We start from the raw sequence: 22,271 nt of genomic DNA on the forward strand, positions 1-22,271 counted from the left end.
TCGAGTCGGGGGATGAGGACAGTGCGTAAAAGTTGGGTGCTTGCGGCGATGGCAGCGGCGATGTCGGTATCGACCAGTGGATGCGCGGTGGTGTTGCTCGGCAGCGCGTTCCCCGCCGGCAGTGCGTCGCCGGCGGGGCAGAACCGGCACGGATTCGAGATGTCGGAGGCAGACCGCTATCTGGCCGACTCGGCGGCCTACGTCCGCAGCCTGGATCCCTGCGGCTTCCTCACCGAGGACGACCTCTCCGCCCTCGGCACCGTGGTGCAGCTCCGACCGGACGGCGAACTGAGTAGCTGCTCGGCAGAAGTCAACCCTGGGCGATCGGACGCCACGGACTCCGTGTCGATCAAGCTGAACGGATACCAGCCGACGCCGGCCGACCCGAACTTCGAGCAAGTCACGATCGGTGACGAACAGGTGTACCTCGACGACGCCTCCCGAGGGACGTGTCGCGTCAGCTTCCCGCTTCGCGACGAGTTCGACGGTGCCACCTCCGGCCCCATGGACGATGTCCTCACCGAATCCGGTCGTAGTTTCGCCACGATCGACGTCTATCGCGCTGAAGGAGACGCCTGCAGTGCAGCGAAATCCGTCACCGAAACCGCACTCGGCCTCGTGAGCGATCCACCACTACGTGCCGATTCCAGGTACAACCTGCCGTTGGCCACGAAGGATCCGTGCAGCGTTCTCGAGCATCTGCCCGAGACCTGGACGGTCGACCGGTGGAACCCTGCCGCGGATCCGTACGGCTGCCACTTCGAGGCGTCGTCGGCGACATTCGAGGACAACCTGGTACTGCTCGACGTCGCGCTCACCTACGACGACAGCGACTTGCGTTCGACAGATCGCGAGAAGATCCGGCAGGGCGGTTACACCGTCGAGACTCGCGACTCGGATTCGGTGTGTTCGGCCGACATCGTGTTGGGCAACCCCGTTCTCGGCCTGCCCGGTAACGACGACTCGGCCGCGCGTTACGCCCGCACGGTTCCCGAGCTGTCCGTCATGGCGGACGACTGCGACTCCGCCGTCGCGCTGGCGGTGGCAGCTGCCGACGAGCTCACTGGTTAGCCTTGATCGGTGCGCTCGAAAACCGAAGGTGTGGATATCCGCCGAGTAATCGCGGTGGTGTTTCTGATCCTCGCCGGGTTGCTGTACTCCGCGTGGGTGGCCGAATTCTTCCTCGACACCGGGCTCGACCCGGCCCGGTCGTTCCTCAGCGAACTCGATGCCCGCGATCAGCCGTACCGCGAATTCTTCTCCACCGCAGACGTGGTCACGGGTTCGCTGATGATTCTCGCCGCCGTGCTCGGTTTCCTCGTCAGCCCTCGCCGACGGCTCGTCGTCACCGGCTGGGTGGCGTCGGGCATCTTCGGTGTCGCCACCATCGCCGACGCGAAACTGCCACTCGAGTGTGTGGCCGCCGACGATCCGAGCTGCCCGATCGAGCCCAGCGGGTTGTTCCCACAGCTTCATCATCTTCATGCTCTGACGAGCACCATCGCGGTGTTCGCGATCTTCACGGTCATGATCGCGTTCACGCTCGCCGCATTCCGCTATCGGGCCTATCCCCTGCTTCGGACGCTCGGTGTCGCGGTGCTGGCCATCACGGCCCTGGCCACGGCGTGGCTGTTGATCGCCGACAACCTTCCCGGCGATCACGGCCTCGGCATCGCTCAGCGGGTGCAGGTGGGCGGGATGTCGGCGTATCTGGTGGTGCTGGGGTGTGCGCTTAGACTCGGCGCATGTCCTTCACCGCGACAGCACTGAACGGGTCCAAGGCAGAGCAGTACCAGCAGCTCGCCGAGCAGGCCAGGGGCCTCGTCTACGAGGAATCGAACCTGATCGCCAACGCCGCCAATCTTTCCGCGTTGGTCTATCACGCTCTGCCCGAGGTCAATTGGGTCGGCTTCTACCTGTTCGACGGCACCGAACTGGTAGTCGGTCCGTTCCAGGGCCAGCCTGCCTGTGTTCGTATCGCGCTGAGCAAAGGGGTCTGCGGCGCTGCCGCGACCACCCGCGAGACACAGCGAGTGGCCGACGTTCATGCCTTCCCCGGCCACATCGCGTGCGATGCCAACACTCGCTCCGAGGTCGTCGTTCCGCTGTACCAGGGCGAGAAACTGATCGGTGTATTCGATCTGGACAGCCCCGTGCCGAACCGCTTCGACGCCGACGATCAGGCCGGCCTCGAAGCGATCGCGGCGGTGTTCCTCGGTTCGATCAGCTAGACGCTGCTGCCTCGAAGAACCAGGCCATGACCAACGCACCGGGGTCGACGACGCCTCGCGCGGCCTCGCCGACATAGCTGGCGCGGCCGCGGTTGGCGGTGATGTCCTTGGTCGATTCGGCTCCGGTCTTCGCGGCGTCGGCGGCATCCTGCAGGGTGCCGCCGCCTTTCTCGAGCGCGTCGACAGCCGGGGCAATGGCGTCGATCATCGTCTTGTCGCCCACGCGGGCTCCGCCGAGTTCGGTGATGCTGTCCAGTCCGGCCCGCGCGGCCGCTGCGACAGCCGCGGCAGATGGCTCGGTGTCGAGCATCGTTCGGTAGAACTGCCGGAACCAAATACCGAACAGTGCGCCGGACGTACCGCCAGCGTGGCCGAGGTAGGCCTCGCTCACGGCTTCGAATACCGTTGCTGCCGAGTAAGTTTCCTTGATCGCGTCGAGGTCGAGTTGTTCCAGTGCGGCCACCATGTTGGTTCCGAAGTCGCCGTCGCCCGCCTTGCGATCCAATTCGGTCAGGGCGGGCTCCTCGTCGAGTACCCGCTGTGCCCACGACCCGATCCACTCCGAGACGAATGCCGATTTCTCTCCGGTGTCGGACGGCGAGAACGTCGGCCCGAATGCGCCGCGCTCGCCCACCGGTTTCGCGCCTTGGCTCTGCGCGTTGGGCCAACCGGGCGCATCGGTGGGGGCATCCCAGAGCTCGAGCATCTCGTCGTCGGCGCGCACCAGAGTGATGGACGCTCCGCCCATGTTGAGTGCGGTGACAAAACTTCCGACGAGTGAGCGGGTTATCTCGATGCCCTTACCCGCGAGGTACTCCGAGAGTTCCCCGAACAGCAGATGCAGTTCGAGCGGGTGCGTTGCGCCGAGCCCGTTGACGATGGCGATCACCGATTCGCCCGAGTTCAATCCGAGCGAGCTCACGATGGGCTCGGTCAGCTTCTTAACGACCTCCTGAGCAGGCAGCCGGGACACCCGGTCGGTGCCGCGCTCGCCGTGGATACCGATGCCGAGTTCGATTTCCTCCTTGGGCAATTCGAACGACGGCCCGTCGGCACCCGGTAGCGTCGGCGGGTTCAGTGCGACCGCCATACTGCGCGCGTTCTCCGCTGTTCGACGCCCCAGCGCGACCACCGCCTGCAGGCTGTCGCCGCGTTCTGCCGCTGCGCCGCACACCTTTTCGACGACGATGGTCGCGGCAGTGCCACGCCGACCCGGGCCGTCCTCGCTCTCGCTGGCCACGTCGTCGTCGACGAGAACGACATCGGCTGCAATACCGTCTTCCTGCAACAACTCTCGGGCGATCTTGAAGTTCATCACGTCGCCGGTGTAGTTCTTCACGATGTGCACCACTCCGCCGCCGGAGTCCACGGCCTTGGATGCCTCGTGTACTTGGAGGGCGTTCGGTGACGTGAACACCAGGCCGGGGCACGCGCCGGTGAGCATGCCGCGACCGATGAATCCGGCATGCATCGGCTCGTGGCCCGATCCGCCACCGGACAGCAGCGCGACTTGACCGTCGGAGATGCGATAGCGACGGGTGAGGAATCCGGGATCGGCGTGCCAGGTGACGTCGTCGGTGGCGGCCACGAAGCCGCGGAGGGCGTCGGCGACGAATGTTCGAGGAGAATTGGAGAACATTCCTTCACACTAAGCCTCCATTGTCGGCTTCGGTGAGCTGCCGGGCCGCCGCGCGTCTACAGTCGCGAAGATGACCACCGAGACCTGGGCTTTCGACGCATCGGACGGCGGGCAGCTGGCTGTTCGGACGGATGTCACCGGGAGGGCATCGAAGATGGGGCATCGACTCACGATTGCGGTGACCTCCTGGACCGCGACGGTCGAGTGGTCCGGGGACGCCCCCACCGCGGTGTCACTGACCGCCGAGGTCGGCTCACTCGAGGTGATCCACGGCGAGGGCGGACTGACACCGCTGATCGGGCCGGAGAAGATCGTCGCAAAAGCCAACGCACTCAAGGCCTTCGACGCCAATCGGTACCCGACAATTCGATTTCGTTCGGAGGAGATCACTGCCGTTGCCTCCGGATTTCGCTTGGCGGGCACCGCCGAGATACACGGTGTCTCGAAGGAGATCACCGTGGACGTGGACGTCACCGACTCCGGCGACAGATGGCAGATCGGTTCCGAAACTACCGTGCGTCAAACGGATTACAAGATCACGCCGTATTCGCAGATGTTCGGAGCCATGAAGGTGGCAGACGACGTGACCGTCACGTTCGACGCCGAGTATCGCAAGCCCTGAGCCTTCCCAATTCACCTGCAATGGTGGACACTACGGCGGTGAACCGAAATCGATGGACGATCGGATCGTGCGCATCGGCCCTGGTGTTGGCCGCAGCCCTGACCGCAGGCTGCAGCAGTCCGGCGACCACGTCCCCGGACGGACCTCCCGGAGTGAACGTCAACGGAGTGGGCGAAGTCCAGGGTGCACCGGACACGTTGACGACTCAGATCGGCGTTCAGGCCACAGCCGAGGACGTCACTGCCGCCATCGAACAGGCCAATGCTGCGGTAACTGAGGTGACCGACGCAGTGATTGCCGCCGGCGTCGCACGCGAGGACATTCAGACGCAGCAGGTGTCGATCGATCCGCAGTACTCCGGAGCACTGCCGGGCGGCACCTCGGCCATCTCCGGATATCAGGCCACCAACACGTTGCAGGTCACGGTGCGCGACCTGTCGAAGGCGTCTGCAGTCCTGGGCGACGCCACCTCCGCCGGTGGCAACGTGACCCGAATCTCCGGGGTCTCGTTCAAGATCGACGACGATTCCGAGCTGATCACCGATGCCCGATCCAGGGCGTTCGCCGACGCCCGCGATCGCGCCGAGCAGTATGCGTCGCTCGCAGGCGGCGAACTCGGTGACGTTCTGTCGATCACCGAGTCGATCACCGGTCAGGAGCAGCCGACGAGCTTTCGCGACTCCGCTTCGTTCGACACGGCAGTGCCCATCGAACCGGGACAGCAGACCGTCAGCGTGTCCGTGTCGGTGAAGTGGGCGCTGAACTAGCGCAGCGAGTTACTGCCGCTGCAACTATTGCTCCACTGAAGAGGTTGCATACCGGAGATTCGCCGACTCGAGCCCGGGAGTGGAGCACGAGTTGCAAAACCCCCACGCACGGGCTCAGCCGGCCGGCGGGGGCGGCAACCGGTAGTTCACCGGGGTCGCCGAGAAATCCACCGGATTTCGGACGCCCTCGGCCGCTGCCCCGGGAACCTCAATGCGTGGTTCGAGACCAAGTGATTCCGCGAACGCGAATGCCTCCTCGATGGAATTGACCGGCCCGGCGGGTACGTTGCGGGCCATCAGTTCTCGATACCATTCGTCCGCAGTACGCGTCTGCAACGCCGTGTTGAGCAGGTCGACCAACTGATCTCGATGTTCGACGCGAGCAGAATTGGACGAGAAGCGTTGATCCGCAGCCACATCCGGGGTACCCAGCACGTCGACCAACGCCTGGAATTGCCGATCGTTGCCCACGGCCAACGCGAGCGGTCGATCGGCGGTCTCGAACACCTCGTACGGCACCAACGAAGGATGCTTGTTCCCCATCGGAACCGGCACGGTGCCCGCCCCGAGATATGCCGCCGACTGATTGCTGAGTGCGGACAGTACCGACGCCATCAGCGAGGTGTGCACCTGCTGACCCGCACCGGTGTTCGATCGATGGTGCAGTGCGGCAAGGATTCCGCTCAGCGCATGCAGACCGGTGACGATATCGACCATCGCCACGCCCACTTTCGTCGGCGTGGATGCGTCGGGGCCGGTGACGCTCATCAGCCCGCCGACGGCTTGGACCACCAGATCGTATCCAGGGAGAGCAGCGCCGCCGCCGGTTCCGAAGCCGGTGATCGAGCAGTAGATCAGGCCAGGGTTCGTCTGCGCGACAGCCGAATAGCCGAGACCGAGCCGGTCCATCGTTCCGGCGCGGAAGTTCTCGATCACGATGTCTGCGCCCGCGACGATCTCACGGGCCTCGGCCACACCGCTCTCGGACTGCAGGTCGATGAACCGAGACGTCTTGTTTCGATTGACCGAGTTGAAATACGTTGCGGTACCGGCAGAATCGTACGGCGGACCCCAAAATCGGGTGTCGTCGCCGCTGCCGGGCCGCTCGATCTTGATCACGTCTGCGCCCATGTCGCCGAGCATCATCGTCGCGTACGGTCCGGCGAGCACACGAGAGAAGTCCGCGACCACGAGGCCTGCGAGCGGACCGGTGGCGTCTGTCATCGGTCCACTGTATTGCGCGGCCGGCTGCAGTTCAGTTCAGGTCCGGAACGAACGCTGCCAGGACGGCAACCATCGTGTCCACGATCTGCTCGATGGGTGGACGAGGCGGAGCAGTGCGGGACCAGTCGGAGACGATCTCGGTGAGCGCACCGAGGAATGCCGTTGCGGCCAAGCGGTATCCACCCGGGGGAACGAAATCGGAACCGACTTCCGAGCGCAGGGTGTTCTCGAAGAACTCCACCCACTGCGCACGTCGGCGCGTCCGATGCTGTTCGACGTCATCGCTGACACCCAGCATCTCCAGATAGGAGATGCGCGCCCGACGTGGGTCACCACCGATCGACCCGACCAGGGCCGTCATCGCTGCGACGACCAGAGAGCGACGGTCGCGGTCGACCTGCTCGTCGAGTGCGGCGACGACGGCGGCCAGCGCGTCGTCTTGGATCAGGTCGTAGACGTCCACGAGCAGCGCCTCACGGTTGGCGAACTCACTGTAGAACTGACTGCGTGCGAGGCCGGCCGCGGCGCAGATGTCCGCCACCGAGGTGGCGGCGTATCCGCGTCCCCCGATGACCTCGATAGCCGCGTGCAAGAACCGAGCTCGACGATCGGCTTTCCGAACAGCGGAGGATCGTCCGGCGTAGATGCGGCCCTGATCATCGGCGACAGTCACCGAGGGAGTCTACAGGCGACGCACCGCTCGCAGCCCCGCTGATCGGTTCCATCACGACCCGATCGGCTTCCCGAACAATCCGGCGATTATCTCGCCGACGGCCGCGACGAACGTCGGGTGTGCACGCGTGTCGAGCGCCATCGAGCCGACATCGTTCGTCCGGCAACCCGGTTCCACCGGAACACCGGCAAATCGGTCGCGCATCCACAACACCGCACTCGGAAAAGCGATCAGCTCCAAGCTGATGTGCTCACTGAAATGATCGCGGGTGTACGTGACGTCGGCACCCGGACGGCTGCAGTACGACTCGACCATCGCGTTGACCGGCCCGATCGGCACCAGCCAGTCCGGGTTGGAATGGTAGACGTAGAGCGGCATGTTCGGAGTGGAGCGGCCGAGCTGCATCGCGGACAGGGCCTTCTTCACCACCGGTTGCTGGATCGGGTCGCCGTCGGTGTGCAGCAAGCCTTTCAGGTTGACGAACGGCAGCAACGCCGACGAGTAGCCGACACAGAGGTTGTCCTTGGCCGCGAACAACGTCCTACCGAACGGGTCGACGTGTCCGTCGATGAAGGCGGCCAACTCGGGACTCTCGCGGCTGGCACCGATGATGCCGGCTGCCACGATGCCCGATCCCAGGGTGTTGTTCGCGTTGTCGACCAATGCCCCGAGTTCGGCCGGGGTGCCGCCCTCGGTGACTCCGACGATATCGAGCTCAGGGGCGTAGTTTTCGGCCAGTTCTGCTGCGTGCCCGGTGGCGATCGCGCCACCGGAGTAGCCGCTCATCCCCACCTTGGTGGCCTCCCCGGCCAACTGCATCGGCGCGAAGTTCTCGGCAGCTCGGATGCCGTCGAGTGTGATCCGGCCGGCGACCGGCCCGGCGGCGAACGAATTGTTCGGGCCTTGATGATCGGGTACCGACACCGCCCATCCTTGCGCCAACGCCGCCTGCACTTCGAGGAATTGAGCGCCCGACGTCACCGCGCCGGTCACCGGCCAGGGGATGGCACCCGCTCGCATCGCGTACGACGGAGCGCAGTAGGCCGCGAGAGAATCCTCGGCTACCTGGATGGAGATCAACGGACGCGGTGCCGCAGGTACTCCCCGCGGCTTGATGACCGTGGTCACGGCGGCGATCGGCTCGTCGCGCCCGTTGTTGGACCGGAACGACAACTGCCAGGCGTCGACCTGCGTGGGAATGACGTTGAGAGTAGCCAGCTCGACGGGCCGTGCGGCGATGATCTGGCCCGGCGCGGCCGCTGCCACCACGTCGGCGGGAGGAAGGTAGAAGTCGGTGTCGAACTCGGGAATCTTCGGCCACGTGAGCGGCGGCAGAGGCGGCTGAACCTCCACACCGGCCGGACCGCTGGATTCGGGTGCAGCGGAAGCGGGGCTGGTCGTAGCGGCAACGGCGGCGGCTACGGTCGCCACACCGATCGCTACCCGCAGCGTCCAAGATCGGGCAGAAGACACGGTTGTACTCCTTCGCGCCGGACAACGGGGTCCACGGGACGCGCGCCCGGCGACATTTCGTACAGCGCATCCGACGATCTTGGACACCGATGTCCGAGATGGTGCTCAGAACTGTAGAGCGAAGTGGCGTGGATAACAATCCCCGAACCGAAAAAGATTCAGAACTGAATCGAGCCCAATTGCACGGAGTAGTTCCCGTTCGTCACGCGACGGCGAAAGATCGCTTCGCCAAACCGAACTGGAAGCCGGTGATGGCCGTCGTCACCGGAGCTTCCGGATTCTCGGCGGCACCGAGGGTGACGAACAACGGCGTGAAATGTTCGACAGTGGGGTGCGCGTACGGCATTCCCGGTGCGGCACTGCGGAAGTCGGCGAGAGTCCCGACGTCACCGCGAGACAAGGCGTCGGCAGCCCAGAGGTCGAAGTCCTCGGACCACGTCGGCACGGTGTTCGTAGCGAAATTCTCCCGGGACAGGAACGGCAGTCCGTGGGTCATGAACCCGGAACCGATGACCAACACACCCTCGGCCCGAAGTTCCTTCAGCGCAGCGCCTATCGCCATCAGCCGATCGGGCGCGTGCGTCGGCAGGCTCAATTGCAGAACCGGGACATCGGCGTAGGGATACATGACCTTCAGCGGGACCCAGGCACCGTGATCGAGTCCGCGCGCGGTGTGCCGATGCAGGTTCTCCGACGCCGGAATGGCCGCGGCCACCCGTGCAGCCAGCGCCTGAGCGTCAGGAGTCCGGTATTCCATCGAGTAGTAACGCTGCGCAAATCCACCGAAGTCGTAGACGAGTGGTGTCGCCGCAGCCGTCGCGGACAGGCTCAACGGGGCCTCTTCCCAGTGTGCGCTGACGATCAGGATCGCCTTCGGCTTGGGCATCGACTGCGACCAGGTGAAGAGTTCGTTCATCCAGAGCGCGTCGTCGAACACCGGTGGTGCACCGTGACTGATGTACAGCGCGGGCATCGGCCCATCGTGTGGGGTCCACATCTGCTGCGACCGGCTCGTGGGTGCTGCGTCGGCGAGAAACGCATCGAATGCGGCACCCGCGACGGGCGGGTTCATCACAGAAGTCATGGCGGGTCCTTCGAGTGCTCAAGTTGAACCTTCAACCTACCACTCGAGTCCAATCACGACAACATCGGACCAGCCGGTCTGGACCGAACCACACTGTGGGTGACCTCAGCGCCCACTATTAGTGCTGAAATACCTTTTCCCGTTTGTGAGAGCGAATTGTGGACGCTCACGTCAGTGCTCCACGCCGAGGACACGGCTACTCCACGACGACGCGGCCACCACCGGGAAGGTTGGGCGTGTCCGTCGTGATCGTGAGATCGACACGGCCCGCACCGGTAGCGAGAGTGATCGGCTCGGTCGATATCCCACCCGCCGAACCGGATCGGCCGTTGTCGATGTTCGTCCACACCACGGTCACCGGAACCGGCAGCAGGCCGACCGCTGACGAGCCCATGTCACCCGCACCAGAAATCTTGCTCACTGTCGTCACCGTGACCTCCCCTGCCTCGATCACCGTCGCCGTTGCCTCGACCGGCCCCGACCCGAAACTGACGCCGTGTTGCAAGAAGACGAATGCCTGTACCGGCCTGAGCTCCGTGGTGGTTGCGGCCGACGCGATGCCCGCCGACCCCAGCGTCAGGGCTCCCGCCACCAATGGTGCCGCCACGAGGCGAAGGACTCTATTTCTCGAAAACACGATGCTCCCCATTTCGTCGAATTCGTCCGCTGTTCGAGAACATCCTGCAACGGACCAAGCGGTATGTAGACCCCTCGGGTCCTAGGCTCGGCTGTATGCCGGATGTCTATCGCGCCCCGATGCCGAATGGCGTCGAGCGTGCCCTCACCTACGGACTCTGCGGCATGTCGGCCGACGACGAACGCTCGCTACGACGGGTCGAGCGTTTCGAGCAGGTCGCGGACGGATCTTTCGTCTGGACGCGAACCAAGCACGGCGAGTACTTCCTCGGCCGAATTTCCGGCCCTCTGCGGGAAGATCACAGCGCCGACGCGGTGGCGTCGAACATGATCTTCGTCCGTAACTGCGAGTGGATCAGCAAGCCTGTTCCCGAACACGAGGTACCCGCCGCGACGCTACGCACATTCGCGCGCGGCGGGCGGAACTTTCAGCAGACACACGACCCGCAGGTCGGTGCAGAGTCGGCTAGCGTGTGGCGAGCGCGAGGTCGCTGACCTGGGGGTCGACCTGTACGACGGAGTAACCCTTGATCTCGAACTTGTTCTCGCCCTCGGGCGGTCCGAGCACGGCGCGAACGATCAGCGTCGCGGCGGCAGCGACGAGTGCGATCACGATGACCACTGCTGCCACGATGAGCAGGGTGCGGGGACCGCCGAACAGGTTCTTCGAGCTCATGGGTCCATCATGACCCCTCCGGGATGAGACATGAATTGCGCGTACTGAAGTGATACAGGTGTTGATCAGATGAGTTCGTGGCTACAGTGAATCCGTGACCGACGCACCCGAGCCCGATTTCTGGTCGTTCATCGACACCGCCAACACCACGCTGGCCCGGGAGTACGGGTTCGAGCATCAGCTGGCCACCGAGGTTCTGCTGACATTGAACCGAGCGTCGAACATTGTCACGTACGACCTCGAGTCGACGGTTCATCGCCCGCGAGGCTGGTCGTGGTCATCGTTTCGGCTGATGTTCGTCACGTGGCTCGCCGGCCCGATCGAGCCACGACGAGCAGCCGAATTGACCGGCATGAGCCGCGCCGCCGTGTCGAACCTGTCCAAGACACTCATCTCCGGCGGCCTGCTCGCCAGTACGCCCGACGAGAAGGACGGGCGTTCGGTGCGCCTCGCCCTGACCGCACTGGGGCACGACGAGATGGTCGAGGCGTTCGCCGAACAGAACGAACGGGAGAACGCATGGGCCAGCGCGCTCACCGAACCCGAACAGCGAATCCTGGTGATGCTGTTGACCAAACTGATCACCAACCGCAGCCAGTTCGACATCCGGGGGCGCAACTGAAGGTTGCGTAGATCACGTCAAAGTAGTTAATGTCTTTACTACAAGCGGTGACAGAACTCAGGAGAGAGCACGTGGCCTACTACCGGCAGCTCGGATCGGTTCCGCCGAAGCGGCACACCCAGCACCGAACTCCCGACGGCAACCTCTACTACGAGGAGCTGATGGGCGAAGAGGGCTTCTCCTCGGATTCGTCTCTGCTGTACCACCGCCACATACCGTCGGCCATCGTCGATGCCACGGTCTGGGACCTCCCCGATCAATCGACGACGCCCAACCATCCGCTCGTGCCGCGGCACCTGAAGTTGCACGAGCTGTTTCCCGAATCCACGTTGGCGGACACCGACGTCGTCACCGGCCGACGCCTCGTTCTGGGCAACGCCGATGTTCGACTCTCGTATGTGGTCGCCTCGAAAGCCTCTCCGCTGTATCGCAATTCGATCGGTGACGAGATGGTCTACGTCGAATCCGGTTCTGCCACCGTCGAAACGGTGTTCGGGGCGCTGCAGGCACGGCAGGGTGACTACGTGCTCATTCCGCGCGCGACGACGCACCGTTGGATTCCCGACGGCACCCTGCGCGCCTACGCCATCGAGGCCAACAGTCACATCGCTCCACCGAAGCGGTTCCTGTCGAAGTACGGCCAATTGCTCGAGAACGCTCCCTACTGCGAACGCGATCTGCACGGCCCCACCGAGCCTCTACTCGCCGACGGCGAAGACATCGAAGTGCTTGTCAAGCACCGTGGTTCGACGGGCATCGTCGGAACCCGCTACGTCTACCCGCAACACCCGTTCGACGTAGTGGGGTGGGACGGCTGCCTGTATCCGTACACGTTCAACATCTCCGACTACGAACCGATCACCGGCCGTGTGCATCAACCGCCGCCTGCGCATCAGGCATTCGAGGGGGCCAACTTCGTGATCTGTAATTTCGTTCCGCGCAAGGTCGACTACCACCCGCTAGCAATTCCGGTGCCGTACTACCACTCCAACGTCGACTCCGACGAGATCATGTTCTACGTCGGCGGCGACTACGAGGCCCGCAAGGGTTCCGGAATCGGCCAGGGATCGATCTCGGTGCATCCGGGCGGTCATGCTCACGGTCCGCAACCCGGTGCCTACGAACGCAGTATCGGTGCCGAGTTCTTCGACGAACTGGCCGTCATGGTCGATACCTTCCGCCCCCTCGAACTCGGTGAAGGAGCGCTCGCGTGCGAGGACACCGGGTACGCGTGGACGTGGGCAGGCCGGGGGCCGAACCGATGATCCCGAAGTTCTTCCATCGCCTGTGCGACGACGCCGCTGCCTTCCCTCCCGGCAATGCACCACTCGATGTTGCTGCAGCACAACATCTCGAGTACCGGGCGAGTTCTTTCGCAGACCTCGTCGGCCCGTTGGTCGTTCCGATGGACCGGGTGAACGAGCTCGTCCTGGGCGCTCGGATGGAGGTCGCGCTGACCGCACCTGCAGGCCCGGGCAGCGTAGAGGCAGGCCTGCGGGTCGCTGACCGCACCGCCGGCGTGACGGTCGTTGCCGTCGAAGTGGCCGTACCCGACGGCACGAACATCGACGCCTTGCGCAACATCACTCAGGACATCGACATCTATGTCGAAATCCCCCGAGACTCCCGACGAGACGACATCTTCGACGCAGTCGACGAGTTCGGGTATCGCGCCAAATTCAGGACCGGCGGCGTCACGGCCGACGAGTACCCGGACGAGCGGGAGCTTGCCGCGTCCATCTACGAGGCGGCACAACGCGAGGTCCACTTCAAAGCCACCGCGGGTCTGCACCATGCCGCCCGTAACACCGATCCCCACAACGGTTTCGAGCAACACGGCTTCCTCAACGTGATCCTCGCGGCGCAGGCCGCACACAGCGGCGCACGCGTCGGTGAGCTCGAGAAGATCCTGGCAATCCGGGACGCCGACGTCCTCGCCGGTCTCGTCGCCGGGATCGAGGGTCAACGCGCCTTCGCATCGTTCGGCACCTGCAGCATCCGCGAACCCCTGGACGACCTCGTCCGCCTCGGACTCGTCCCACCTCAGTGAACCAAGGAGCGCGCCGTTCATGACGCACATCGACATCCCCGCCGACTCCGAGTTCGGAATCGACAACCTTCCTTACGGCATTTTCAGTACTCCTGGTTCGGACGCTCGAGTCGGAGTCCGGTACGGCGACAATGTGATCGATCTGTTTGTCGCTCTGAACGATTCGGATTTCGCCTCGCCCAGCCTCAATGCTTTCATGGCGCGCGGCCGCAGTCGGTGGGTCGAGGTCCGCGAGTCCGTCACCGCCATGATCGTCAGTGACACGACCACCGCGGAAGCGATCGTCTCGGTTTCCGATGTCACGATGCACCTGCCGTTCGAAGTTGCGGACTACGTGGACTTCTACGCGTCCGAGCACCACGCGTCCAATCTCGGCCGACTCTTCCGGCCCGATGCCGAACCGCTGCTACCGAATTGGAAGCACCTGCCCGTGGCGTATCACGGCCGGGCAGGCACGGTTGTCGTCTCCGGCACCGACATCACCCGGCCTTGCGGTCAGCGCAAGGCACCCGACGAGCCATCGCCCACCTTCGGTCCGAGTCGGCGACTGGACATCGAAGCCGAGATGGGCTTCGTCGTCGGCATTCCGGCAGATGGCCCCATCTCGCCGGATCAGTTCTCCGAGCACGTGTTCGGTGCCGTCATCGTCAACGACTGGTCTGCTCGCGACATCCAGGCCTGGGAGTACGTGCCGCTGGGCCCGAACCTCGGCAAAAGTTTCGCGACGTCCATCTCACCGTGGGTGGTCCCCTTGCTCGCGTTGGAACAGGCTCGGGTGTCGACGCCGACTCAGGACCCCGCGCCACTCGAACACCTCCGCGAATCTCGTTCCTGGGCACTCGATATCGATCTGTCCGTCACGTGGAACGGCCACGTCGTATCCCGTCCGCCGTACAGTTCGATGTATTGGTCGCCGGCCCAGATGCTGGCTCACGAGACCAGCAACGGCGCGACATCCCGAACCGGTGATCTGTTCGCGTCGGGCACCATCTCGGGACCCGAGAAGAATCAACGCGGCGCATTCATCGAACTCACCTGGGGCGGAAAGGAACCGGTGTCACTCGGCGCGGAGACTCGGACCTTCCTCGAAGACGGCGACGAGGTCGTTATCGCCGCCAGCGCTCCGGGGCCGAACGGTGCGCGCATCGGGTTCGGCGACGTACGTGGCCGGATCGTTCCGGCCTGAGGCCTATCACTCGCGCGTCCGTCTGTATGCGGGGGCTCTGGGGGTTCGATCGGACTCGGCGCTGTTGAGCAGTGGCAGTGCGCGGAACTCGACCAATTCCGAGAGTACGACAACACTGGTCGACCGCGCGATCGTGCGAGATTGATTGAGCGCGATCAACGTTCGCTGCAGATCATCATGAGACGCCGCGGCGACCCGGCACAACACATCGCCGACGCCGGTTGTCGCGAATGCCTCCAACACTCCGGGTATCTGCTCCAGGACGGCGACGACGTCGCCGAGCGCACCCTGGGCAATCTCCAATGTGACGAACGCCTGCACGCCGTAACCGGCTGCTGCCAAACCGATTCGAGGCTGATAGCCGGTGATGACACCGCTGTCCTCCAATCGCTGCAGGCGGGCCGACACAGTCGCACGTGCAACACCGAGCGTTCGCGACAGCTCGAGCACGCCGATCCGCGAATTGTCATGCAGCGCAGCGAGCATCGCCCGGTCCAATTCGTCCAACGTCGATTCCATGACGCACCTCCACTTTGCTATACGAATCGTATAGCAAAGTGCGGAACAACCTGCCCTATCTGCACAGCACGGACAGCTATTCAGGCGTCGATTGACTCCCCAGCACCGCGATGTTGGGCTGGGCGGAACAGTGTGCCTCACTCGGACCAACCAGGAGCTTTCATGAGCCTCGACAACATCCTCAACGACGACGAGAAGCTCGCCGATCTCGACGCCGATCAGCTGCGGCAGCTAGTCGGACTCGTGGAGTACGACGACAAGCGAGATCCCTTTCCCGTCAGTGGCTGGGACGCCATCGTGTGGGTGGTCGGCAACGCGACGCAGACCGCGCACTTCTTCCAGTCCGCCTTCGGCATGGAGCTCGTTGCGTACTCGGGCCCGACCACTGGCCAACGCGACCACCACGCGTACGTGCTCAAGTCCGGCGCAGTGCGTTTCGTCATCAAGGGAGCCGTCGACCCCGACAGCGAACTGGTCGCACACCACACGCGCCACGGCGACGGCGTCGTCGACATTGCGCTGGCCGTGCCGGACGTGGACCGGTGCATCGAACATGCGCGAGCCCAGGGCGCGCGCGTACTACAAGAACCGACCGACATGTCCGACGAGCACGGCACGGTCCGCACCGCGGCCATCGCGACCTACGGGGACACCCGACACACGCTCGTCGACCGATCCCGCTACACCGGCACCTACCTCCCCGGTTATGTGCCACGCACGTCGACGTTGCAGCGACCGGAGGGCGCTCCCAAGCGCATCTTCCAGGCTCTCGATCACGTGGTCGGCAATGTCGAGCTCGGCAAGATGGACGAGTGGGTCGACTTCTACCACCGCGTCATGGGCTTCACGAACATGGCCGAGTTCGTCGGGGCCGACATCGCCACCGACTACTCGGCCTTGATGAGCAAGGTCGTCTCCAACGGCAACCACCGAGTGAAGTTCCCGCTGAACGAGCCGGCCATCGCGAAGAAGCGCTCACAGATCGACGAGTACCTGGATTTCTACCGCGGCCCGGGCGCACAGCATCTGGCGCTGGCGACCAACGACATCCTGTCTTCGGTCGATGCGCTCCGCGCGGCGGGCGTCGAATTTCTCGCCACTCCTGATTCGTACTACGAGGATCCCGCACTGCGAGCCCGTATCGGTAAGGTCCGAGTGCCGATCGAAGAGTTGCAGAAGCGCGGAATTCTCGTCGACCGAGACGAGGACGGGTACCTACTGCAGATCTTCACCAAGCCGCTGGTCGATCGCCCGACGGTGTTCTTCGAGATGATCGAACGCCACGGCTCGCTCGGCTTCGGCATCGGCAACTTCAAGGCACTGTTCGAGGCCATCGAACGTGAGCAGGACGCTCGCGGCAACTTCTGACCCGTACCCCGAACGACGCCGCCCACTGTCAGCGATCGGTGGGCGGCGCAGTTCGTCCCAGACCACCTCGGTCCTCGTCGAAGATCAACCACGTGCGCGTCGCCCGGACGCCGTCGAGCGATTGCAGGCCCTCCAGCACGACTTGCCGCAGGCTCTCGTTGTCGGGAGTCCTGATGAGTACCAGCACGTCGAAATCCCCTCCGAGCAAACTGAAGTGGTCGACGAATTCCATCGACCGCAACCCCTCGGACACACTGCGCCACGAATCCTGACGGATCGACAACGCGATGAACGCCGAGGTCCCTAGCCCGGACGCCCCGTGATCCACCTGCACGGTGAACCGTTCGATGACACCCGCATCCTTGAGCCTGTCCACCCGTGTATAGGTATGTGCCCGAGAGAGATTCAATCGATCGGCCAGCACCCGCATCGAGACCCGCCCGTCGGCAGTCAGCTCGGCGAGGATGCGACGATCCGTGTCGTCCAATTCCACACGTCTCGAGACGTCGTCCATTCGTCCGCTCCTACCTGGTGGTTCGCTACGCCGATCCGACAGATAGTCAGTTCGTACCTGAAATGTCGGCAATATGTCTGCAATCCTACGACCATTGGACTTCCTCCTCACCGATTCGGCCAGAATCACCGTACAAGCCGATCTCAGGAGAATGCCCCATGACGACCGTCGAGAAGGTTCCGGCAACGTCCTACCAACAGTTCATGCCTGCCGACCGTCCCGTGCAGTACCTCGCACCCGATGGGACGGGCGTGGACAGTGCCGCCCGCTACGCACACCCGTCGAACGAGCGCCTGCTCGAGATGTACCGCTCGATGGTGCACGGCCGCCGATTCGACCAGCAGGCAACGGCATTGACCAAACAGGGTCGGCTTGCGGTCTACCCGTCCTCGCGCGGCCAGGAAGCCTGCCAGATCGCCGCAGCCCTCTGCCTGGGTGAACAGGACTGGATGTTCCCGACGTACCGTGACTCGATGGCTCTCGCGGCGCGAGGCGTCGACCAGGTGGAGCTGCTCGGCATGCTCGCCGGGTACTGGCACTGCGGCTACGATCCCACCGCCTACAAGGTCGCTCCCCAATGCACTCCTCTGGCAACACAATTGCTGCACGCGACCGGTTTCGCCTACGCCGAGGCCAAGCAGGGACGAGACACCATCGCCCTCGCGTTCTGCGGTGACGGAGCAACCAGTGAGGGCGACTTCCACGAGGCCCTGAACTTTGCCGCGGTGTTCCGCGCACCTGTGATTTTCCTGGTCCAGAACAACGGATTCGCCATCAGCGTTCCCCTCGCGCGTCAGACTGCAGCTCCGTCGTTGTCGCACAAGGGTGTCGGCTACGGCATCGGCAGCGAGCAGGTCGACGGCAACGACCCGATCGCGATGATGGCCGTGATGGACGAGGCCGTGAAGTACGTCCGAGCAGGCAAGGGACCGGTGGTCGTCGAGGCGCACACCTACCGCATGGACGCCCACACCAATGCCGACGACGCCACGCGCTACCGCAAGGCAGACGAGGTGGAAGGGTGGCTGGCCCGAGATCCGCTCTCGCGCCTCGATTCCTACCTGGAAGCCCAGGGTCTGCTCACCGACGACCTGCGCGAGCAGATGACGGTATCCGCCGACGCGGATGCCGCGGCACTTCGCGCGGGCATGAACGTCGAGCAGGACGTCGACCCCGAGGATCTGTTCCGGTTCGTCTACTCCTCCCCCACCCCCGGCCTGATCGAACAGCGAAATCAGGTCGCCGCCGAGATCGCAGCAGGAGAACTGTCATGACCACGATGACCATGGCCGGAGCCCTCAACGCCGCCCTGCGCGACGCGTTGACCGAGGACGAGAAGGTCGTCGTGTTCGGCGAGGATGTCGGCACGCTCGGCGGCGTCTTTCGTGTCACCGACGGACTGACCCGAGACTTCGGTGACGATCGTTGCTTCGACACCCCGCTCGCGGAGTCCGGCATCGTCGGATTCGCGATCGGCATGGCGATGTCGGGCTACAAGCCCGTCGTCGAGATGCAGTTCGACGCCTTTGCCTACCCGGCTTTCGAGCAGATCGTGTCCCATGTTGCCAAGCTGCGCAACAGAACTCGCGGATCACTCACCGCGCCGATGGTCATCCGAATCCCGTTCGCGGGAGGTATCGGCGGCGTCGAGCATCACTGCGACTCGTCCGAGGCCTACTACGCCCACACCCCGGGCCTGAAGGTCGTCTCCCCGTCCACCGTGGCCGACGCGTATTCGCTGATGCGTGACGCCATCGCCGATCCCGATCCGGTGATCTTCCTCGAACCGAAGCGGCTGTACTTTTCGAAGGACGACATCGACCTGACCAAGACCGAGCCGATCGGCACCGCCGTCGTGCGCCGTGCCGGTACCGACGTCACGCTTCTCGCCTACGGCCCCACCGTGTCGGTGGCTATGCAGGCCGCTGAGTTCGCGGCCGAAGACGGCCGGAGCGTCGAGGTGGTCGATCTGCGGTCGATCAATCCGTTCGACGACGAGACCGTCGCAGCATCGGTACGGAAGACCGGACGCTGCATCGTGATTCAGGAAGCGCAGGGGTTTTCCGGCGTCGCGGCGGAGATCGCCTCGCGCGTCTCCGAGCGCTGCTTCCACCACCTGCACGCGCCGGTACTGCGGGTGACCGGACTCGACATTCCCTACCCGGCACCGAAACTCGAACACTTCCACCTGCCGTCCGCCGACCGTGTGCTCGATGCCATCGACCGACTGCAGTGGAACGATGCGCCCGACCTCAGCAAGGCGGTCACGGTATGAGCATGCAGGTATTCCTGCTCCCCGACCTCGGTGAAGGACTGACCGAGGCCGAGATCGTGGAGTGGAAGGTCAAGCCCGGCGATACCGTCACCATCGATCAGGTCGTCGTCGAGGTCGAGACGGCGAAAGCCTCCGTCGAGGTGCCCTGCCCGTTCGAGGGCGTTGTCGGCGAACTGCATGCGGCCGAGGGCACCTCACTCGCCGTCGGCGCACCGCTCATCAGCATCACCGGCGGTGCCGTCGCCGATACGCCTGCAGCCCACGAGCGATACCGCGAAGAAGAACGCGCCGGCTCAGGAAATGTGCTGATCGGCTATGGCACGGGACACGGCCCGACCGGCCGTCGAAAAAGAGCTTCGCACGTGAGTGGAAACTCGACCCAGACTACGAATTTCCACTCACATGCACCGAAGGTGCTCTCCCCCATTGTTCGGAGCATGGCACTGCAGGGTGGGCTGGATCTGGCGTCTATCGATGTCGCCGGCAGTCATGGCGTCATCACCCGCGCCGATGTCGAGCGTGCCTTGGCCGGTTCGCCCGTTGCTTCCTCGTCGGAGGGCGTCACGCGAATACCCATCACCGGGATCCGTAAGACCATCGCCGACAAACTCTCTCGCAGTCGTGCGGAAATTCCCGAGGCGACCGTCTGGGTCGACGTCGACGCGACGGCTCTGCTGCAAGCCCGACGTGACCTCGACGCCTCCATCGACGGCGTGAAGGTGACGCTGCTAGCGGTGCTGGCAAAGCTGACGATGATCGCGCTGTCCAAGTTCCCCGAGCTCAACAGCACGGTCGATACTGCGGCGGGCGAGATTCTGCGCTACGAGAACGTCGGACTCGGCATTGCCGCGCAGACCGATCGCGGACTCATGGTTCCTGTTGTGCCGCAGGCCGACAAAGCCGATCTGAAGGAGCTCTCCGAGCGGTTGGCCGAGCTGACCGAGCTCGCTCGAACCGGCTCCCTGCCCGCAGCTCGACTGAGCGGCGGAACGTTCACCCTCAACAACTACGGAGTGTTCGGGGTAGACGGCTCGGCCGCGATCATCAACCATCCCGAAGCCGCGATCCTGGGCATCGGACGCATCATCGACCGCCCGTGGGTGGTCGACGGCCAATTGGCCGTCCGCAAGGTTGCGCAGCTGTCATTGGCGTTCGATCACCGCGTGTGCGACGGCGGAGTGGCCGGCGGTTTCTTGCGCACCGTGGCCGATTTCGTCGAGAACCCCGTCGTGGCACTGGGATCCGTTCGATGAGCGACGTGGACGTTCTCATCCTCGGTGGCGGATCAGGTGGGTACTCCTGCGCCCTGCGCGCCGAGCAACTCGGCCTGACGGTCGCATTGGTCGAGGAGGACAAGCTCGGCGGCACGTGCCTCCATCGCGGGTGCATCCCCACCAAGGCTCTGCTGCACACGGCGGAGGTTGCCGATGCGGTCCGCGGTGCGGCGCACGTCGGCGTCACGGCATCGTTGACGGGTGTGGATATGCCTGCGGCACTGGAGTATCAGCGCAGCGTGGTCGCCGGCCTGTACTCAGGACTGCAGGGCTTGCTGAAGCGACCGGGCATCGAGATCGTCTCGGGCCGGGGTCAGGTGGTCGGTCCTCGTACCGTCGAAGTCGATGGGCGACGCATCACCGGGTCTTCGCTGGTCCTCGCGACCGGGTCGTATTCGCGCACCATTCCGGGCATCGAGCTTGGACCTCGCGTTCTCACCAGCGACGACGCATTGGCGCTCGACCGAGTACCGGAGTCCGTCGTCGTGCTGGGCGGCGGAGTCATCGGCATCGAATTCGCCAGCATCTGGGCCTCTTTCGGCGCCAAGGTCACCGTCGTCGAGGCCCTCGATCGCATCGTTCCGGGTGAGGACGAATGGTCCTCGAAGCAGCTGACCAAGGCATTGCGCAAACGCGGCATCGACATTCGTACCGGCACCAAGGTCGAGACCGTCACCGAGTCCGCCGACGCAGTCTCTGTGTCATTGTCGTCCGGGGACACCCTCGACGCCGATCTCGTGCTGGTCTCCGTCGGACGCGGACCTCACACCGACGGCCTCGGCCTGGCCGAACAGGGCATCGACACCGAACGGGGCTTCGTCACTGTGGACGACAACCTGCTCACCACCGCGGCGGGCGTTTATGCCGTCGGCGACATCGTGGCGGGCTATCAGTTGGCTCACCGCGGATTCCAACACGGCATGTTCGTCGCCGAGCACATTGCCGGACTCGCGCCGGCACGTATCGACGGCGATCTCGTTCCGCGCGTGACGTATTCGCATCCGGAGGTGGCATCGGTGGGACTCACCGAGAAGGCAGCGGAGGAGAAGTACGGCACCGTGACGTCGGTGGTCTACGACCTCGGCGGCAACGGCAAGAGCCGCATTCTCTCCACCGCGGGCGGAGTCAAGGTTATTCGCGCACGTGAGGACGGCCCTGTTGTGGGTGTCCACCTCGTCGGTGACCGCGTGGGCGAGCTGATCGGCGAGGCGCAACTCGCGGTGGCATGGGAAGCACTGCCGTCCGAGGTCGGCAGCTTCGTGCACGCCCACCCCACGCAGAACGAAGCACTTGGTGAGGCAATGATGGCGCTGTCGGGTAGGCCGTTGCATGCGCACAGCTGAGCATTGGTGGTGATGTCTCTCCATCCGGCGGACGAGCGGTTCACACTGGATACTGATCGGTAGGTTCTATGAACGCGGGGTCCGAGCAGGGGGCG

General features: G+C 64.3%; 24 protein-coding genes. 15 read left to right on the forward strand and 9 right to left on the reverse strand.

Annotated elements, in window-relative coordinates:
- The first annotated feature begins 12 nt into the window (after positions 1-12).
- Genes CH281_RS08885 through CH281_RS08895 form a run of 3 tightly spaced genes read left to right on the forward strand, consistent with a single transcriptional unit; the run spans position 13 to position 2,231 of the window.
- Positions 13-1,071 (forward strand): hypothetical protein, encoded by a 1,059-nt coding sequence (locus CH281_RS08885; RefSeq protein ID WP_143544777.1) that lies wholly within the window; start codon positions 13-15, stop codon positions 1,069-1,071.
- Between the two features lie 9 nt (positions 1,072-1,080).
- Entirely contained in the window at positions 1,081-1,770 is a 690-nt protein-coding gene (locus tag CH281_RS08890) for a DUF998 domain-containing protein (RefSeq protein WP_256983406.1), read from the forward strand.
- Positions 1,746-2,231: a GAF domain-containing protein gene (locus CH281_RS08895; RefSeq protein ID WP_094693796.1), complete on the forward strand. Its 486-nt coding sequence runs from the start codon at positions 1,746-1,748 to the stop codon at positions 2,229-2,231. Before CH281_RS08890 ends, CH281_RS08895 begins: the two co-directional genes overlap by 25 nt.
- Here CH281_RS08895 and dhaL read toward each other — a convergent pair.
- Positions 2,224-3,870, reverse strand: coding sequence for a dihydroxyacetone kinase subunit DhaL (gene dhaL / locus CH281_RS08900; RefSeq protein ID WP_094693798.1), 1,647 nt, complete (start codon positions 3,868-3,870; stop codon positions 2,224-2,226). The genes CH281_RS08895 and dhaL overlap by 8 nt on opposite strands.
- Before the next feature lie 70 nt (positions 3,871-3,940).
- Here dhaL and CH281_RS08905 point away from each other — a divergent pair, with 70 nt between their 5' ends.
- Both CH281_RS08905 and CH281_RS08910 read left to right on the forward strand, forming a co-directional pair.
- Entirely contained in the window at positions 3,941-4,492 is a 552-nt protein-coding gene (locus CH281_RS08905; protein ID WP_094693800.1) for a YceI family protein, read from the forward strand.
- Positions 4,493-4,530: 38 nt separating this feature from the next.
- Positions 4,531-5,259: an SIMPL domain-containing protein gene (locus CH281_RS08910; protein WP_256983408.1), complete on the forward strand. Its 729-nt coding sequence runs from the start codon at positions 4,531-4,533 to the stop codon at positions 5,257-5,259.
- 114 nt (positions 5,260-5,373) lie between these two features.
- Here the strand turns inward: CH281_RS08910 and CH281_RS08915 are convergent, their stop codons facing one another.
- The 5 genes from CH281_RS08915 to CH281_RS08935 form a co-directional block, all read right to left on the reverse strand.
- A complete protein-coding gene (locus CH281_RS08915) occupies positions 5,374-6,483 on the reverse strand; it encodes a CaiB/BaiF CoA transferase family protein (protein WP_032388010.1) in 1,110 nt (369 codons plus the stop codon).
- Positions 6,484-6,514: 31 nt separating this feature from the next.
- On the reverse strand, positions 6,515-7,156 hold the full coding sequence (locus tag CH281_RS08920; protein WP_094693802.1) for a TetR/AcrR family transcriptional regulator: 642 nt from the start codon (positions 7,154-7,156) through the stop codon (positions 6,515-6,517).
- Positions 7,157-7,207: 51 nt separating this feature from the next.
- Positions 7,208-8,629, reverse strand: a complete 1,422-nt coding sequence (locus tag CH281_RS08925) for a lipase family protein (protein ID WP_256983410.1) — start codon at positions 8,627-8,629, stop codon at positions 7,208-7,210.
- A gap of 202 nt (positions 8,630-8,831) precedes the next feature.
- Complete coding sequence (locus CH281_RS08930; protein WP_094693804.1) at positions 8,832-9,713, reverse strand: dioxygenase family protein; 882 nt, start codon at positions 9,711-9,713, stop codon at positions 8,832-8,834.
- Between the two features lie 196 nt (positions 9,714-9,909).
- Positions 9,910-10,320, reverse strand: a complete 411-nt coding sequence (locus CH281_RS08935) for a hypothetical protein (protein ID WP_032367820.1) — start codon at positions 10,318-10,320, stop codon at positions 9,910-9,912.
- Positions 10,321-10,445: 125 nt separating this feature from the next.
- Here CH281_RS08935 and CH281_RS08940 point away from each other — a divergent pair, with 125 nt between their 5' ends.
- A complete protein-coding gene (locus tag CH281_RS08940; protein ID WP_032367821.1) occupies positions 10,446-10,844 on the forward strand; it encodes a hypothetical protein in 399 nt (132 codons plus the stop codon).
- On the opposite strand, the gene CH281_RS08945 is transcribed toward CH281_RS08940, so the two are convergent.
- Positions 10,816-11,025 (reverse strand): hypothetical protein, encoded by a 210-nt coding sequence (locus CH281_RS08945; RefSeq protein WP_094693806.1) that lies wholly within the window; start codon positions 11,023-11,025, stop codon positions 10,816-10,818. The genes CH281_RS08940 and CH281_RS08945 overlap by 29 nt on opposite strands.
- A gap of 94 nt (positions 11,026-11,119) precedes the next feature.
- Between CH281_RS08945 and CH281_RS08950 the strand changes: the two genes are divergently transcribed.
- The 4 genes from CH281_RS08950 to fahA all read left to right on the forward strand — a co-directional run bounded on the left by CH281_RS08950 (position 11,120) and on the right by fahA (position 14,883).
- A complete protein-coding gene (locus tag CH281_RS08950) occupies positions 11,120-11,647 on the forward strand; it encodes a MarR family winged helix-turn-helix transcriptional regulator (protein ID WP_094693808.1) in 528 nt (175 codons plus the stop codon).
- 71 nt (positions 11,648-11,718) lie between these two features.
- Complete coding sequence (locus CH281_RS08955; protein WP_094693810.1) at positions 11,719-12,912, forward strand: homogentisate 1,2-dioxygenase; 1,194 nt, start codon at positions 11,719-11,721, stop codon at positions 12,910-12,912.
- Positions 12,858-13,697: a hypothetical protein gene (locus CH281_RS08960; protein WP_306427546.1), complete on the forward strand. Its 840-nt coding sequence runs from the start codon at positions 12,858-12,860 to the stop codon at positions 13,695-13,697. Before CH281_RS08955 ends, CH281_RS08960 begins: the two co-directional genes overlap by 55 nt.
- Positions 13,698-13,716: 19 nt before the next feature.
- Entirely contained in the window at positions 13,717-14,883 is a 1,167-nt protein-coding gene (gene fahA / locus CH281_RS08965) for a fumarylacetoacetase (RefSeq protein WP_094693814.1), read from the forward strand.
- Positions 14,884-14,889: 6 nt separating this feature from the next.
- On the opposite strand, the gene CH281_RS08970 is transcribed toward fahA, so the two are convergent.
- The gene (locus CH281_RS08970) at positions 14,890-15,402 is read right to left on the reverse strand and encodes an Lrp/AsnC family transcriptional regulator (RefSeq protein WP_032367826.1); all 513 of its coding nucleotides are present in this window, start codon (positions 15,400-15,402) and stop codon (positions 14,890-14,892) included.
- Positions 15,403-15,564: 162 nt separating this feature from the next.
- On the opposite strand from CH281_RS08970, the gene hppD reads away from it, so the two are divergent.
- Positions 15,565-16,770, forward strand: coding sequence for a 4-hydroxyphenylpyruvate dioxygenase (gene hppD, locus CH281_RS08975; protein WP_048316976.1), 1,206 nt, complete (start codon positions 15,565-15,567; stop codon positions 16,768-16,770).
- Between the two features lie 28 nt (positions 16,771-16,798).
- Here hppD and CH281_RS08980 read toward each other — a convergent pair whose 3' ends face one another.
- Positions 16,799-17,284, reverse strand: coding sequence for an Lrp/AsnC family transcriptional regulator (locus CH281_RS08980; protein WP_094693816.1), 486 nt, complete (start codon positions 17,282-17,284; stop codon positions 16,799-16,801).
- A gap of 158 nt (positions 17,285-17,442) precedes the next feature.
- Here CH281_RS08980 and pdhA point away from each other — a divergent pair, with 158 nt between their 5' ends.
- The 4 genes from pdhA to lpdA are packed head-to-tail and all read left to right on the forward strand — an operon-like array spanning position 17,443 to position 22,176.
- Positions 17,443-18,558 (forward strand): pyruvate dehydrogenase (acetyl-transferring) E1 component subunit alpha, encoded by a 1,116-nt coding sequence (pdhA, locus tag CH281_RS08985; RefSeq protein WP_032388016.1) that lies wholly within the window; start codon positions 17,443-17,445, stop codon positions 18,556-18,558.
- Positions 18,555-19,559, forward strand: coding sequence for an alpha-ketoacid dehydrogenase subunit beta (locus tag CH281_RS08990; RefSeq protein WP_032392861.1), 1,005 nt, complete (start codon positions 18,555-18,557; stop codon positions 19,557-19,559). Before pdhA ends, CH281_RS08990 begins: the two co-directional genes overlap by 4 nt.
- Positions 19,556-20,812 carry a dihydrolipoamide acetyltransferase family protein gene (locus CH281_RS08995; protein ID WP_094693818.1) on the forward strand — a complete coding sequence of 419 codons (1,257 nt, stop codon included), beginning with the start codon at positions 19,556-19,558 and terminating at the stop codon, positions 20,810-20,812. The genes CH281_RS08990 and CH281_RS08995 overlap by 4 nt, the downstream gene beginning before the upstream one ends.
- The gene (gene lpdA / locus CH281_RS09000) at positions 20,809-22,176 is read left to right on the forward strand and encodes a dihydrolipoyl dehydrogenase (RefSeq protein WP_094693820.1); all 1,368 of its coding nucleotides are present in this window, start codon (positions 20,809-20,811) and stop codon (positions 22,174-22,176) included. Before CH281_RS08995 ends, lpdA begins: the two co-directional genes overlap by 4 nt.
- Positions 22,177-22,271: the final 95 nt, after the last annotated feature.

The organism is Rhodococcus sp. 06-221-2, from assembly GCF_002258365.1.
In the GTDB taxonomy this organism is placed as follows: Bacteria; Actinomycetota; Actinomycetes; order Mycobacteriales; family Mycobacteriaceae; genus Rhodococcoides; species Rhodococcoides fascians.